A 14,584-nucleotide genomic window follows, 5' to 3' on the forward strand; every position below is an offset into this window, starting at 1 on the left:
CGGCGCCAGTGGCGTTCAATGATCGCGTAAGGGAGGGCCTGAACTTCTCCCAGTTGGTCGGGCTTTACCGGGAAATACCGGTTCATCCGCTGACGCTCTCGGCGCTTTATTGCCGAGCGAGCTATGGGGGCGCACGCCATTATAGCCCTATGCAAGCCTCGCATTCTTGGCGCGCTTCGTCGAGGCTGAAAGAATCAGGTCGCGTTCAGACGCTCCGCCCGGAGCTTTTGCTGGGATGCGCGCTGAATACCGCGCCTTCCAGTGGTCGCCGGAGCGTCAACGCATCTTAGCTTTTTTGAGAACATTGGTCGGAGTGAGAGGATTCGAACCTCCGACCCCCTCGTCCCGAACGAGGTGCGCTACCAGGCTGCGCTACACTCCGACAGAAATGGCCGAAGCCGCTTCGGGCCGGTTTATAGCCATAGCAGGATTGCGCCGCAACTGGTTTCCGGCGCTCTAGGGACGGACCCGCTCAAGCGTGACAAAAGCGAAGTCCGCTTCGTCCTTGGCGCCGCGCGGCGGCGCTTCGCGCGCGACCTCGCGCCAGTCTTTGGGGTCGAGCGCCGGAAAATGCGCGTCGCCCTCGATTTCGAGCGCGACCTCCGTCAGTTCGATGACGTCGGTGAGATCGAGAAAGGCGCGATAGATCTCCTCGCCGCCCGCGATGATGATCTCGTCGACGCCAAGCAGCGCGGCCAGCCGACGCGCCGTCGCCAAAGCCTCCTGAAGACTCGCCGCGACATGCGCGCCTTCGGCCTTGAAATGAGGATCGCGCGTCAGCACGACGCTTTCGCGCCCCGGCAGCGGCCGTCCGATCGATTCGAAGGTGCGCCGACCCATGATCATCGGCTTTCCCCAGGTACGCGCCTTGTAGCGCTTGAGGTCGCTCGAGAGCCGCCAGGGAAGGCCGTTGGCGACGCCAATCACGCCACTGCGTCCGCGCGCCACGACGGCGACGATTTTGGGCTCCATCGCGGCCTACACCGCGATCGGCGCGGCGATCGCCGGCCAGGGGTCGTAATTCTCGACGCTCAAATCTTCGTATCTGAAGTCGAAGAGCGAGCGCACTGACGGATTGAGTTTCAGGCGGGGCAGGGGTTTTGGCTCGCGTGAGAGCTGAAGCCGCGCCTGCTCGACATGATTCAAATAGAGATGCACGTCGCCGAAACTGTGCACAAAATCGCCCGGAACACAGCCCGTGACCTGCGCGACCATATGCGTCAGCAGCGCATAGCTCGCGATGTTGAAAGGCACGCCGAGGAAGACGTCGGCCGAACGCTGGTAGAGCTGGCAGGAGAGGCGCTTCACGCCGTCAATTTCCGTGACATGAAACTGGAAGAGGCAATGGCAGGGCGGCAGCGCCATGTCGTCGACCTGGGCTGGATTCCATGCCGAGACGATCAGCCGGCGCGAGAAGGGATTGCGCTTGATCTCCTCGACGACATGGGCGAGCTGGTCGATATCCCTGTCGCCGTCGGGCCAGCGCCGCCATTGCATGCCGTAGATCGGACCAAGGTCGCCGTCTTCATTCGCCCATTCGTCCCAGATGGTGACGCCATTGTCGCGCAGATATTTGACGTTGGTGTCGCCCTGCAGGAACCACAGCAATTCGTGAATCACCGATTTCAGATGCACGCGCTTGGTCGTGACCAGCGGGAAGCCTTGCGAAAGGTCGAAACGCATCTGATGGCCGAACAGCGATAGCGTTCCGACGCCGGTGCGATCGTCCTTGCGCACGCCTTCGTGCAGGACCTTATCCAGAAGGTCGAGATATTGACGCATGTCGCCGATTCAATCTTTTTTAGCCGAAGGTTACGACGCTCACTCCATACTCCGTGCGCGCCATACGAAGCAAAGGGCTGCGGCGTTCATTCCCACGGATTGACAACCGGCGCGCGCGCTTTCTCGAAATCGCCAGTATCTCGCGTCACGACCGTCAAGCCGTGGAGAAGAGCTGTGGCGGCGATGATGAGATCAGGCTGGGAGAAAGTATATCGCGTCTTGCGCCCTTCTTCGACGAGCAGGCGCCACTTCAACATGACATCCTCGCTAACCGGCAGCGTCCTTTGTGTAAACAGCGGCCGCACTTTGAGCGTGAGCCAGTCGTGCAATTCGGCCCGTCTCGAAGGGTCGGCGACAAGCTCAATTCCAAAGCGGATTTCCGCAAAAGTGACCACGCTGACATAGAGCCGATCGAGCGGCTGCGCAGCTACGAATGCGACGACCTTTGCATTGGGCCTCGGACGACGCAGTTCCGAAAGCACATTGGTGTCGAGCAGCCATCCGCTCACAATTCGATCTCGCGCACGGGCATCGCTTCCCGTTTGGGCTCAATGTCGATGTCGCGCGCGGGCGACGTCTGCATCGCGGCGATCAACGCGTCCCCCGTACGCTCTCCCTCGAGCCGACGAAATTCCTCCGCCGACACTACGACCACGGCGTCGCGTCCGTGCACAGTCACATGCTGAGGCCCTTCGCTGCGGACGCGCCGCACCAGTTCGCTGAAGCGCGCCTTGGCGTCTTGAAGGACCCACCGACCCGGTGAAGTCGGCTCCTTTTGCGTTGATTTCGAAAATCTAGTCATGGTGACTAGTTTAGCGTGATGGTATGGGTGCGCAAGATGCGGGCTACGATCTTGCGGCCAAGCCTTTGCGCGCTGACCCCGGCGTTCCTATATAAGCGCGGTTAGGGGAGTCTGTTTCCCCGCAATTTCGAGGATACAAACATGTCGCGTTTCTTCGCCCTTAAGCGTGGATCGCTGATTTCTCTTGCGCTTGCGACGCTGCTGGCGCTTGCGCCCGCCATCGCTGAAGCGCGCATGGGCGGCGGCGGCAGCTTTGGCAGCCGCGGCTCGCGCAGCTGGTCGGCCCCGCCGTCGACCCGCACCATGCCGGGCCAGGCCTCGCCCTTCGAGCGCAGCGGCACGCCGCGTCCAACGCCTGGCATGGCAGGGCCGATGTCGCAGCCTGGCGGCCTCTTTGGCGGCTCCTTGGGTCGCGGCCTTCTGGGCGGCCTCGCCGGCGGCCTGCTGGGCGCCGGCCTCTTCGGCCTGTTGACGGGCCATGGCCTCTTCGGCGGCATGGGCGGCTTCATGTCGGTCATCGGCCTACTGTTGCAGATCGCGCTGGTCGTCTTCCTGGCCCGCATGGCTTTCAATTGGTGGACGCGTCGCAATGCGAACGCCATGGCGGGGGCGGGTCACCGTCCGAGCCCGGGCTTCACCTCGCCCTTCACGGCGCGCGCGCCATTTGGGGCGGCGGGCTTCGGCTCCGGCGCTTCTCCGGAGGCGGCGATGGCGAAGCCGATCAAGATTGCGCCCGAGGACTTCAACGCCTTCGAACGCCTGCTCGGCGAATCGCAGGCCGCCTATAGCCGCGAGGATCTTGGCGCGCTGCGCGGCATGTCGACGCCGGAAATGGCCTCCTATTTCGACGACGAATTGGAGGAGAACCGCCGCAAGGGCGTCATCAACCGCGTCTCTGACGTAAAGCTGCTGCAAGGCGACTTGTCGGAGGCGTGGCGTGAAGGCGTCGAAGAATACGCCACCGTCGCCATGCGCTTTGCGCTCAATGACGTGATCGAGGATCGCGCCACCGGCAAGCCAGCGCCCGGTTCGCCCGGGCCGACGGAGACGTCCGAGGCCTGGACCTTCCGCCGACCGGCGGGCGCCGGACCGCAGGAGTGGAAGCTCTCGGCGATTCAGCAGGCCGCGTAAGTTCAGCATTGGGCTGCAATCTTTTGCCCCTCCCGCAAGGGAGGGGCTTTTTTATTGCCGGTCCGACGCGACCAGCGTCTTGACCCTTTGACCGACGTCCGCAATGCGTCGGGCCGTAGAATTTGGACCTTTTGAAGCGCGCGCCTCCGATGCTGCATGATCTTTCTGCGCTGCCGATCGACGATGTGCTGCCGGCGATCCGCGCGGCGCTTGAGGCGTCGTGCAACCTGGTCGTCGTCGCCCCGCCTGGCGCCGGCAAAACCACGCGCGCGCCGCTTGCGCTGCTCGACGCCGACTGGGCGAAGGGCGGCAAGCTCATTTTGCTGGAGCCGCGACGTCTCGCCGCCCGCGCGGCGGCGAGCCGCATGGCGGCGACGCTTGGCGAGGCCGTCGGCGAAACGATCGGCTTGCGGATGCGCCTCGAATCGAAAATCTCGGCGCGAACGCGCATCGAGGTCGTCACCGAAGGGGTGTTTGCGCGGATGATCCTCGACGATGCGGGGCTCGAGGGCGTGGCCGGCGTGCTGTTCGACGAATATCACGAACGCTCGCTCGACGCGGATCTCGGCCTCGCGCTGGCGCTCGACGCCCAGGCTGGGCTGCGTGAGGATCTTCGGCTCATCGCCATGTCGGCGACGCTCGACGGCGCGCGCGTCGCCGCGCTGATGGGCGCCAAGACGATCGAGAGCCAGGGGCGCGCATTTGGCGTCGAGACGCGTTATCTCGGCCGTGACGCCAATGCGCGCATCGACGAGGCGATGACGCGCGCGATCCTTCTGGCGCTGCGCGAGGAGCGAGGTTCGATCCTCGCGTTTCTGCCGGGGCAGGGCGAGATCATGCGCGTCGCCTCACGCCTCGCCGAGTCGCGGCTGCCGGACGACGTCGACGTCGCCCCGCTCTATGGCGCGCTCGATCGCGGCGAGCAGGACCGGGCCATCGCGCCGGCGCGGCCTGGCCGTCGCAAGATCGTGCTGGCCACGTCGATCGCGGAAACCTCGCTCACGATAGAAGGCGTCCGCATCGTCATCGACAGCGGGCTGGCGCGTGTGCAGCGCTTCGAGCCGGATCTCGGATTGTCGCGGCTCGAGACCGTGCGCGCTTCGCGCGCCAGCGTCGATCAGCGCCGCGGCCGCGCCGGTCGCACGGAGCCGGGCGTCTGCTATCGCCTGTGGGACGAGCCGCAGACGGCGGCGCTCCCGGCCTTCGCCGCGCCCGAAATTCTCGACGCCGATCTGTCCGGGCTTGCGCTTGATCTCGCGGCCTGGGGCGTCAGCGATCCGGCTCAGCTCAAATGGCTCGATCTCCCGCCGGCGCCCGCTTGGAAGGAGGCCGTCGCGCTCGACCGCGAACTCGGCGCGCTCGACGACGGGCGGCTCACGGACATGGGCCGCGCCATGCGGGCGCTGCCGCTTGCGCCCAGATTGGCGCGAATGGTGGTCGAGGCGGCGGATCACGGCGAGGCGAAGCGCGCTGCCGAACTCGCCATGCTGCTCTCGGAGCGCGTGATCGGCGGCGCCGACGCCGACCTTTCGCATCGGGTCGAGCGCCTGCACGGCGAAAACTCCAAACGCGCGCGCGACGCCCTGCGCCTCGCTGCACAATGGGCGCGGCAGGCGATGGCGGCGGCTGCTCGATCGCCCTCACTCCAATCCCCCGCTTGCACGGTAGAAGGAGCAGACCCGGCGCTTCCTGCCGCGAATCGCCGATCGTTCGCGTCCCCTCTCCCGCGAAGCGGGGGAGGGACAGGGAGGGGGCTGTTATCCGACGGCGCGCTGATCGCGCTCGCCTATCCCGACCGCATCGCCAAATCGCGCGGCGCGCGTGGCGAGTTCCTGATGGCGAACGGCCGCGCGGCGGTGTTGCCGATAGAAGATCCTTTGTCACGCGCGCCATTTCTCGCCGTCGCCGAACTCACTGGCCGGGCGGCGCAGGCGCGCATCCTTGCCGCTTGCGCGCTCACCGCCGAGGAGGTCGAGGCGATCGCCGGCGAGCGCATCGAGACTCGCGATGAAACCGTTTTCGACGCGGCGAACGCGAGCCTGCGGCGGCGCGCCTTCCGGCGCCTCGGCGCGATACGACTCTCCGAGCGCAATCTGGCGGTCGAGGCGTCTGACCAAAATGCGCGGATCCTTGCGCGCGGCGCGGCCGCGGTTGGCGTCGCGCGGCTGCCATGGACGAAGTCGCAGATGCAACGGCGCGACCGGGTCGCCTTTCTGCGCCGCGCGGAAGGAGACGAGTGGCCGGACCTGTCCGAAGCCGCTCTGGCGGCAAGCGCCGAAGAGTGGCTTGCGCCGTTCATTGCGGGGCGCACGTCGCTCGCGGATATTGCGGCCGACGAGCTCGAGGCCGCGCTCGTTCAGCTTCTCCCCTATGAGTTGTCGCGCAGGCTCGATGTGGAAGCGCCCTCTCATTTCGAGACGCCCGCCGGCGCGCGTCACGCGCTCGATTATTCCACCGAGAACGGACCAATCCTCTCGGTGCGCGTGCAAGAGCTTTACGGCCTTTCGAGTCACCCGACGCTTGCGCGCGGACGTGCGCCCTTGACGCTCGAACTGCTGTCGCCGGCGCATCGGCCGATTCAGACGACTCGCGATCTGCCGAGCTTTTGGAAAGGCTCCTGGAGCGAGGTGAAGAAGGAGATGAGAGGGCGCTATCCGCGCCATCTCTGGCCGGACGATCCGGCGGCCGCGCAGCCGACGACGCGCGCCAAGCCGCGTGGCTCGTGAGCCCTGCGGCCGAGCGAAGCGCGGAACCTATGGCGCGCTTGCAGTCGTGGCGCGCGCGGCGTCGCGCGGCAATCGCTCAATCGTTACTTTCGCTGTGCCGGTGTTGTTGTCGTAAAAGATTTGCTTGCGACCGTTTAAGGACACATGCGCAGCGTCGTTGACGAAAAGGAATAGCTCTCCCGTATCGCTCGCAACGAATTCCGACACGAAGGTTTTGCGAGGGAAAGCCGAATTGCAGCTCTTGCCGTCGTAAGAGTAGCTGTCTCGAACCCAGGCCGCCTTGGCGGCGTCCAATTCGTCGGCGGGCAACGAATCGATGCTCAGCGACAGGCCGCCGTCGACACAGGATTTCGCACGGGGGTGATCCGCGCAAAAAGACTTATGTTCGGCGGTTTCGCTGTAATCTAGCGGGAGCATCGAGCATCGCCGACCGCGTGGGGAGAGAGCCCCGCCGCCGTCGATCGGGACCAGCGGCCACTCAGAATCCCCTCGCGCTCCGATGCGGGCGATAGGATGGAACCAAGCGGCTGAAGGCCAACGACGTAAGGCGACGCCGGCGGTCTGAACCCAACCTTTCGCATCGAAGCCGTAGGGATCGGTGAGCATCAGCTGATCCAGCCAGGGATCATCGCTCTTGGGGTCGATGCTGATCGTCAGGCGATAGACGCCGCCGCGTTCAACCGTCCAGCGGCTCGCCCAGCAGGGATCATTCGTGGCAAATCGTGCAGATGCGCTCGCCACCCACTCGGAAGCGCTTGAATCCACGCAGACGCGACCAGATCCCTCGAGGTAATTGAAGCCAATTCGATTGGCGGCGAGAAGCAGGGGCGTGAACACAAAGATAATCGCGTAAGCGGCAGGCAACATCGCGCGGCCGACCCCAAGGACAGATCTCGCTGCAGGCGAGCTTCGTATCGTGCGCACGAGTTGTGACGTTGCGCTCGGTTTGGATTGAATGCCGCTTTTGACTTTGTCGTTCTGAATGTTCCAAGCCACGCGGGCGTGGTAGCGCGTGGCGTCCTCATAGGCGTCGCTCCTATTGCGAAGAACGAAATAGGCGAGCACCAGCGCTATGCTGAAAAACGGATGATTCAGCGCAGCTTTCACATGAACGTAGAGATAGGACGGCGTGAAGGATAGGATCGTGTCGCCCACGCCGCGAAGGACATTTTCAGTGCCGGACATGAACCGCGACAGAGCGTCGCCAACTGGGCCGAGCACGCGGAGAAGCCATTGGAACGGGAGCGCAACTACTGAGATCTGGTTCCATATGCCTTCGTTGGAGTCGTCGATCGTTGAATCGAGCAACGGAAGAGCGAGCGCCGTGAGGAACAGGGCCACGAAGAAAAAATATGCAATTCGGTTCAGCCATACGTAGTCGCGGGCGATCTCCATCTGTTCCCGGTTGGGCGCGTCCAGGCTCTTCATCGCTCCCCGGGCAAAGTCGAGTTCGCGGCCATCGCTGCGTATGTTTGCGGGTTCAAACGCCGGGTCCGCTTGTCGAACGAGGGCGTAATCCGGTCCAGTCTCCGCGCGCGCGATGGAGCCGTCGGGCATGAAGACGTCGGCGCCCTTAGGCCCGGTTTGGGCTTGATGCGCGCTCGTCCCGCCAAGCGCCAGCGGCGCGTAATCGCCGCCTCCGTCTACTAAGCGTTCAACAACCGTGTGGTGGACGGTCGGTCGGTAGTAGGGATTACCGGCTGGATCCGTCAGGGTCACTTGCCGTGGATCGTAGCGATACAACACCGCCACGCCTGCTCGAGAGTCATGCAGCGGCCCGAATGGCGTGGCCGTTCTTCTGAATTCGGCCAACGCCGTTTCGTGAAAAGTGAGCGCTCTGTCGGTCGCGGCTGTCTGAAGTTCCCGAACCATCCAGACCAGCGGGCAATGCGCCGTCATGTCGTCAGGATAGCCGCCGCCGACGTCGGAATGCACGCCCGCGAACCAAACTTCCTGTATGCGTAAGTCCGGCTCATCGGGCTTTAAGGACACGCGGATCGGATGGAAAGTGAGGCGCTCATCGTCGAGCGAGAGAGCCTGTCGTATCCGGTGGACCTTCTTCCAGATCGTATGATCGCCGCCAAACTTGATGGGGAACACAAAGCGATGAACGACCTCGCGCATTTCTTCGATAGGCACCCCATAGGCTTCCACTGTGTCGAATAGGCCGACAAAGTCGATGGACAGTTTCTCGGGGTCGCGGTCCGAGGCGGCCTTTTGCACGTCAGCATAGCTTGGCTGCCCTCGAAGCTTTTTCCAGACGCCCAAGATGGCGTCTCGCAGCTTGGGCAGGCCCAAAAAAACCCAGATATTCTTTTTACGTTCCTCGTCTTGCCCGCAGAAGGCGCGCCAAGCGTCTTCGGAATTGCGAAGCATCTCCTGGTGCGACACGCGCCGCCCGTTGAATTCGGTCGGCAACAGACCCTGCGCGCGAATGAGGTCGATCAGCATCCGAATGGTGAAGGCGCCACGGCTAAAGCCGAACATATAGATGGCTGCGCCAGGCTCCCAATTCCAAGACAGGAAACGGTATAGCTTGCGCACGTTCGACGGCACGCCAAAGCCTGTCGCGCCGTCGAGCATCGCGAGCGGCTTGAAACCCTCGGTGCCGACGCCGGGAATGTAATAAACCACCTGATCTTTGTCTGAGAGGCAGAGCGCTTGCGAAAGCCGACAGATATTTGAGACTTGTACCAGTCGCCCGTTTCCGGTGCCATCGGCGAGCAGAACAATTTTCTTGGCCATAGCGAAACCTCGAAAAAATAATGCAAATACGGCACGAAAATCTACGAGCGCTCGTAGGGCTCTGCAAGCTTAAATTGCATCATCTCCCACGCCGAATTTGGCGCGGCGCCGATTTTCGCTTATGCCAAGGCGGCCAAGTCGACGCTCGACCAGTGAAGGATCGTTGATGTTTCCCAAGCCCGTCCCGAATCTGCGCCCGAATACATTCGAATATGAAGAGGCGCCGCTCATCAAGTCGACCGGCTTTCGCGAATATGACGCGCGCTGGCTGTTTGGCGCCGACCTCAATTTGATGGGCGTGCAGGCGCTCGGCATGGGCCTTGGCGCGCTGCTGCGCGAATTGGGCGTCGCGCCCGAAATCGTCGTCGGCCATGATTACCGCAGCTATTCTTCATCGATCAAACTGGCGCTGGTGAGCGGGCTGATGGCCGCCGGCGTGCGCGTGCGCGATATCGGTCTCGCACTGTCGCCGATGGCCTATTTCGCGCAGTTCGATCTCGATGTCGCCGCGGTGGCGATGGTGACGGCCTCGCATAACGACAACGGCTGGACGGGCGTGAAGATGGGCGCGCGGCGGCCCGTGACCTTTGGGCCGGAGGAGATGGGACGCCTGAAGGAGATCGTTCTCGCCGGCGAATTTCACGAGGCGGAAGGCGGCTCCTATCGCTACATCGAAAATTTTGGCGCGCGCTACATCGACGACCTCACCCGCCGGCCGCCCTTCACCCGCAAGATGAAGGTCGTCGCCGCCTGCGGCAATGGCACCGCCGGCGCCTTCGCGCCGCAGATGCTGGAGCGCCTTGGCTGCGACGTGATCCCACTTGACGTCTCGCCGGACTACACGTTCCCGCGCTACAATCCCAATCCCGAAGATATGGACATGCTGCACGCCATCGCCGACAAGGTGCGCGAGACCGGCGCTTGCGTCGGTCTCGGCTTTGACGGCGACGGGGATCGCTGCGGCGTTGTCGACAATAATGGCGACGAAATCTTCGCCGACAAGATCGGCGTCATGCTCGCGCGCGATCTCTCCAAGGTCCATCCGAATGCGTCATTCGTGGTCGACGTGAAGTCGACCGGGCTTTTCGCGACCGATCCCGAGCTCGTCGCGCGCGGCGTCGTCACGGAATATTGGAAGACCGGGCATTCCTACATCAAGCGCCGCGTCAGCGAGCGCAAGGCGCTCGCCGGATTCGAAAAGTCGGGGCACTTCTTTTTCAACGAGCCGATCGGACGCGGCTATGACGACGGGCTGCTCACCGCGGTGCACGTCCTCGAAATGCTCGATCGCAATCCGACGAAGTCGATGGCCGAGCTCTACGCCGAGCTACCGAAGACCTGGGGCTCGCCGACGATGTCGCCGCATTGCGACGACGAAAAGAAATACGGCGTCATCGACAAGGTGACGGCGCGCATCGAGGCGATGCGCGCGCAGGGCGAGCAGATCATCGGCCAGCCCATCCGCGACGTCGTCACCATCAACGGCGTGCGCGTTACGGTCGCCGACGGCACCTGGGGCCTCGTGCGCGCGTCGTCGAACAAGCCGGAACTCGTCGTCGTGGTCGAGAGCCCGGTGTCGCAAGCGCGCATGAAGGAAATGTTTACGGCGATCGACGGCGTGCTGCGCGAAAATCCAGAGGTCGGCGCCTACAACCAGACGATTTAGAGCCGCGCGGAGGCGTTGGGGTTCTCGACAAATCCAACGCGGCGCCGAAAATAGAACCGATGCAGCGCGCGCTCCTCGCCGATGTCCTAAGCTTTTTGCGGTTCTATACGCGCCTTCCGATCGGCGAGGGCGCGCATGCGCTGCTTGATTTCGCGCGCATGGCGCCTGCGCTGCCGATCGCCGGCGCCGTAATCGGCGCCACAGGCGCGGCGGGTCTGTTCGTGGCGCGCGCCTGCCATCTTCCTGCGCTCGTATGCGCGCTCGTCGCTGTCGCGGTCCTCGTGCTGGCCACAGGCGCGCTGCACGAGGACGGACTCGCGGATGTCGCGGACGGGTTCGGCGGCGGCGCGACGCGCGAGTCGAAGCTCGCCATTATGCGCGACAGCCGCGTTGGGACCTATGGCGTCCTGGCGTTGTGTTTCTCGATCCTGCTGCGCGTCGCGGCGCTCGCGTCACTCCTTGAGCGAAGCGTCGCACTCGCGGCCGGCGCCCTCATCTTTGCGGGCGCCTTGTCGCGCGTAGCCGGACTGGCGCCGATGATGCGGCTTTCGAGGGCGCGCGCCGATGGGCTGGGCGCGAGCGTCTCGGCGCCCTCGCGCGAGATTTGGACACGCGCCTGGCTCGTCGCCGCCGGCTTTGGTCTCGCGCCGTGGCTCGCCGGCGCCGGCTTAATCGAGATCGCAGTCGCGATCTTCGCCGCCTTCGTCATCGCTGCGCTTATTGCCAACCTCTCAAAAAAGCAGATTGGCGGCTACACGGGCGATGTGCTCGGCGCCGCGCAGCAACTCGCGGAGTTCGCCATTCTTGCGGCGCTATCGGCGGTTTGATCGTCAGGCGATCTCGGCAGGTTCGGCGTTGACGGGTTTCCCTGCTTCCGCTTCGGCGAAGCGCGCAATGGCCGCGCGAACTTCATTCACGGCCCCAAGCAGCGTTTCGACTCCGGCGCCAGGTTTGACGGCTTCGAGCGCCAGCCGCCGACGGAACGACCGTGCGCCCGGCATTCCGGCGAAGAGGCCGAGCAGATGACGCGTCATCGCTGAGAGCCGCTCGCCCTTCGCGAGTTCGCGCTCGACGTAGGGAAGGAACGCGTCCACGGCGTCGAATAGGTTGGCGACCGGCGCCGACTGTCCAAACAATTGTGGGTCGACCTCAAGCAGCAGCGCGGGATCATGATAGGCGGCGCGCCCGATCATCACGCCATCGACGAACTGCAGCTGTTCTTGCATCTCGGCGATCCGCGTCAGCCCGCCATTGATGGCGATCGGAAAGTCCGGCAAGGCGCGCTTGAGACGGTGCACCAGCGGATAGTCCAGCGGCGGAACGTCCCTGTTTTCCTTGGGTGACAGCCCCTTCAGCCAAGCCTTTCGCGCATGCACGAACAGCGCGTCGGCGCCGCTCTCGACGCAGGCCTCGGCGAGTGTGAAGAGAGCCTGTTCCGGCTCCTGATCGTCGACGCCGATGCGGCATTTCACGGTTACGGGAATGGCGACGGCGTCCTTCATCGCTTTGATACAGTCTCCGACGCGCGCAGGCTCGCGCATGAGACAGGCGCCGAACGCGCCATCTTGCACGCGATCCGACGGGCAGCCGACGTTGAGATTGACTTCGGCGTAGCCGAAATTCTCGACAAGCGCCGCCGACTTCGCCAGCGCAGCGGGTGCGGCGCCGCCGAGCTGCATGGCGACGGGCTGCTCAAACGGATCGAACGCCATCAGCCGCGCGCGGTCACCGTGGATCACCGCGCCCGTCGTGAGCATTTCCGTATAAAGGCGCGCGCGGCGCGATAACAGGCGATGGAAGTATCGGCAGTGCCGATCCGTCCAATCCATCATCGGCGCCACGGCGAATCTAATATGCTGATGTGTCAGCATTGTAGAATTAGTCTCAACGGCACAGGTCGCGTCATGCACGCTCCATTCAGCGTCTCGATACGACACTTTTCGTTCGGTTTCGACTCAGTGCGACCGCGCGTTTCGCGCCGGAAGTCTCTCGACGGCAGAACGGCGAATCGACGTCTCGTCGGTATTGACGCGATCTATGTTTCGACCATATTGGAAATATGGAAAAGCAGGCAGCCATTGCCGCCCTTGTCGCGCTCGGCCAGGAAACGCGGCTCGATATTTTCAGACTGCTCATGCAAGCCGGACCTAAGGGGCTTGCTGCGGGACAAATCGGCGAGCGGCTCGCGCTCCCGCCGGCGACGCTGTCTTTCCATCTGAGCCAGCTCAAACACGCGGACCTTGTGACCTTCCGGCGCGAAAGCCGGTCGCTGATCTACTCGGCGGTCTATCCGGTCATGAACGCGCTGCTCGCCTACATGACCGAGAATTGCTGCCAAGGCGCTGCAGCCTCATGCGAGGCCGCCGCTCCTTCAACTTGCCAGCCAAAGGGAAGCCATGAAACGCCTGCACGTACACCTGTCCGTTGATGAGCTTGCGGTCTCCATCCGGTTTTACAGCGCGCTTTTCGGGTCGGCGCCGACCGTCGCCAAACCCGACTATGCGAAATGGATACTTGACGATCCGCGCGTGAACTTCGCGATATCGTCGCGCGGCGGAGAGGCTGGCGTCGATCATCTCGGGATCGAGGTCGAGACGCCGGAAGAGCTGAAAGAAGTCTATCAGCGCCTGCAACAGGCCGAACGGCCGGTGCTGGAAGAGGGCGCGACAACCTGCTGCTACGCCAAATCGGAGAAGGCATGGACGTCCGACCCGCAAGGGCTGTTGTGGGAGTCCTTCCTGACGACCGGCGAAAGCACGATTTACGGCGACGACGTGGCGCTTGCGGGATTCCGCGCGAGCGCCGCTAAGGGGGAGTCCTCCGCCTGCTGCGGCGCGAAGCCAGCGCCTGTGACTGAAGCCGCCTGTTGTTCTGGAGCTCTGAACGACTGAGACCGTTTCACGCGTAAGCCATGGCCACAAAACGGACGCCTGAGCGATGACCATCACGATCTATCACAACCCCGCCTGCGGCACGTCGCGCAACACGCTCGCGATGATCCGCCAAAGCGGCGAAGAGCCGGTCGTCATCGAATATCTGAAAGACCCGCCAACGCGCGAGCGGTTTGTTGAGCTGCTCAAAGCCATGGGCATTTCAGCGCGCGATCTGCTGCGCCAGAAAGGCACGCCCTATGAGGCGCTCGGCCTTGGCGATCCAAAGTGGACGGAAGAGGAATTAATCGGCTTCATGCTCGAACATCCGATCCTCATCAATCGTCCGATCGTCGTAACGCCGAAGGGCGCACGGTTGTGCCGTCCCTCGGAAGCCGTGCTCGACATCCTCCCCAATCCTGCCATTGGCGAATTCACCAAGGAAGATGGCGAAGTCGTCGTCGGCAGAGCTGCTCAACCTCAATCCTGAAAGGACGAATATGACGACCATTCAAGTTTTTGATCCCGCCCTGTGCTGCAGCACCGGCGTCTGCGGCGTTGAGACCAATCAGGCGCTTGTGACCTTCTCTGCCGACGTTGAATGGGCGAAGCAGAACGGCGCGCGCATCGAGCGCTTCAATCTCGCTCAGGAGCCAATGGTCTTTGCTGAAAATGCGACCGTTAAGGCATTCCTCGAACGCTCGGGGCAGGAAGCTCTGCCGCTGATCCTCATTGATGGCGAGATATCGCTCGCCGGACGCTATCCGAACCGCGAGGAACTTGCGCGCTGGGCGGGCGTCAAAAAGGTAGAGGAAGCGAAATCAGGCGCGTGCTGTAGCGGTTCATCGCGCTGCTGAAAGGT

At 63.5% G+C, this 14,584-nt stretch carries 14 protein-coding genes and 1 tRNA gene; 8 read left to right on the top strand and 7 right to left on the bottom strand.

What is annotated here, in order from left to right; all coding sequences use genetic code 11:
• Positions 1 to 305: 305 nt before the first annotated feature.
• From ACPS74_RS00080 to ACPS74_RS00100, 5 genes are all read right to left on the bottom strand, one after another.
• Positions 306 to 382, bottom strand: a tRNA-Pro gene (locus ACPS74_RS00080).
• A gap of 74 nt (positions 383 to 456) precedes the next feature.
• Positions 457 to 972, bottom strand: coding sequence for a dihydrofolate reductase (locus ACPS74_RS00085; RefSeq protein WP_029649705.1), 516 nt, complete (start codon positions 970 to 972; stop codon positions 457 to 459).
• Positions 973 to 978: 6 nt separating this feature from the next.
• Entirely contained in the window at positions 979 to 1,782 is an 804-nt protein-coding gene (locus ACPS74_RS00090; RefSeq protein ID WP_029649707.1) for a thymidylate synthase, read from the bottom strand.
• An 86-nt stretch (positions 1,783 to 1,868) separates the two neighbouring features.
• Positions 1,869 to 2,291 (bottom strand): type II toxin-antitoxin system VapC family toxin, encoded by a 423-nt coding sequence (locus tag ACPS74_RS00095; protein WP_029649708.1) that lies wholly within the window; start codon positions 2,289 to 2,291, stop codon positions 1,869 to 1,871.
• Positions 2,288 to 2,584, bottom strand: coding sequence for a type II toxin-antitoxin system Phd/YefM family antitoxin (locus tag ACPS74_RS00100; protein ID WP_029649709.1), 297 nt, complete (start codon positions 2,582 to 2,584; stop codon positions 2,288 to 2,290). The genes ACPS74_RS00095 and ACPS74_RS00100 overlap by 4 nt, the downstream gene beginning before the upstream one ends.
• Positions 2,585 to 2,725: 141 nt before the next feature.
• Here ACPS74_RS00100 and ACPS74_RS00105 point away from each other — a divergent pair, with 141 nt between their 5' ends.
• Together ACPS74_RS00105 and hrpB are read left to right on the top strand one after the other, a co-directional pair.
• Positions 2,726 to 3,715: a Tim44 domain-containing protein gene (locus ACPS74_RS00105; protein WP_029649711.1), complete on the top strand. Its 990-nt coding sequence runs from the start codon at positions 2,726 to 2,728 to the stop codon at positions 3,713 to 3,715.
• Between the two features lie 149 nt (positions 3,716 to 3,864).
• Positions 3,865 to 6,441, top strand: a complete 2,577-nt coding sequence (gene hrpB, locus ACPS74_RS00110; protein ID WP_029649714.1) for an ATP-dependent helicase HrpB — start codon at positions 3,865 to 3,867, stop codon at positions 6,439 to 6,441.
• 27 nt (positions 6,442 to 6,468) lie between these two features.
• Here the strand turns inward: hrpB and ACPS74_RS00115 are convergent, their stop codons facing one another.
• Positions 6,469 to 9,186: a DUF2235 domain-containing protein gene (locus tag ACPS74_RS00115; RefSeq protein ID WP_029649716.1), complete on the bottom strand. Its 2,718-nt coding sequence runs from the start codon at positions 9,184 to 9,186 to the stop codon at positions 6,469 to 6,471.
• A gap of 166 nt (positions 9,187 to 9,352) precedes the next feature.
• Between ACPS74_RS00115 and ACPS74_RS00120 the strand changes: the two genes are divergently transcribed.
• Positions 9,353 to 10,852 (top strand): phosphomannomutase/phosphoglucomutase, encoded by a 1,500-nt coding sequence (locus ACPS74_RS00120; RefSeq protein ID WP_029649718.1) that lies wholly within the window; start codon positions 9,353 to 9,355, stop codon positions 10,850 to 10,852.
• Positions 10,853 to 10,911: 59 nt separating this feature from the next.
• Complete coding sequence (gene cobS, locus ACPS74_RS00125; protein ID WP_029649720.1) at positions 10,912 to 11,679, top strand: adenosylcobinamide-GDP ribazoletransferase; 768 nt, start codon at positions 10,912 to 10,914, stop codon at positions 11,677 to 11,679.
• 3 nt (positions 11,680 to 11,682) lie between these two features.
• Here the strand turns inward: cobS and dusA are convergent, their stop codons facing one another.
• Positions 11,683 to 12,723: a tRNA dihydrouridine(20/20a) synthase DusA gene (dusA, locus tag ACPS74_RS00130; protein ID WP_036241689.1), complete on the bottom strand. Its 1,041-nt coding sequence runs from the start codon at positions 12,721 to 12,723 to the stop codon at positions 11,683 to 11,685.
• A 263-nt stretch (positions 12,724 to 12,986) separates the two neighbouring features.
• Here dusA and ACPS74_RS00135 point away from each other — a divergent pair, with 263 nt between their 5' ends.
• From ACPS74_RS00135 to arsD, 4 genes are read left to right on the top strand one after another with little or no spacing between them, the layout of a single operon-like run.
• Complete coding sequence (locus ACPS74_RS00135; RefSeq protein ID WP_239755346.1) at positions 12,987 to 13,280, top strand: ArsR/SmtB family transcription factor; 294 nt, start codon at positions 12,987 to 12,989, stop codon at positions 13,278 to 13,280.
• Complete coding sequence (locus ACPS74_RS00140; protein ID WP_029649726.1) at positions 13,249 to 13,743, top strand: ArsI/CadI family heavy metal resistance metalloenzyme; 495 nt, start codon at positions 13,249 to 13,251, stop codon at positions 13,741 to 13,743. Before ACPS74_RS00135 ends, ACPS74_RS00140 begins: the two co-directional genes overlap by 32 nt.
• 46 nt (positions 13,744 to 13,789) lie before the next feature.
• Positions 13,790 to 14,212 carry an arsenate reductase (glutaredoxin) gene (arsC, locus tag ACPS74_RS00145; protein WP_029649728.1) on the top strand — a complete coding sequence of 141 codons (423 nt, stop codon included), beginning with the start codon at positions 13,790 to 13,792 and terminating at the stop codon, positions 14,210 to 14,212.
• 10 nt (positions 14,213 to 14,222) lie between these two features.
• Positions 14,223 to 14,579, top strand: a complete 357-nt coding sequence (gene arsD / locus ACPS74_RS00150; RefSeq protein ID WP_029649731.1) for an arsenite efflux transporter metallochaperone ArsD — start codon at positions 14,223 to 14,225, stop codon at positions 14,577 to 14,579.
• Positions 14,580 to 14,584 lie beyond the last annotated feature (5 nt).

It is taken from the genome of Methylocystis sp. SB2 (assembly GCF_049817085.1).
Classification (GTDB): Bacteria; Pseudomonadota; Alphaproteobacteria; order Rhizobiales; family Beijerinckiaceae; genus Methylocystis; species Methylocystis rosea.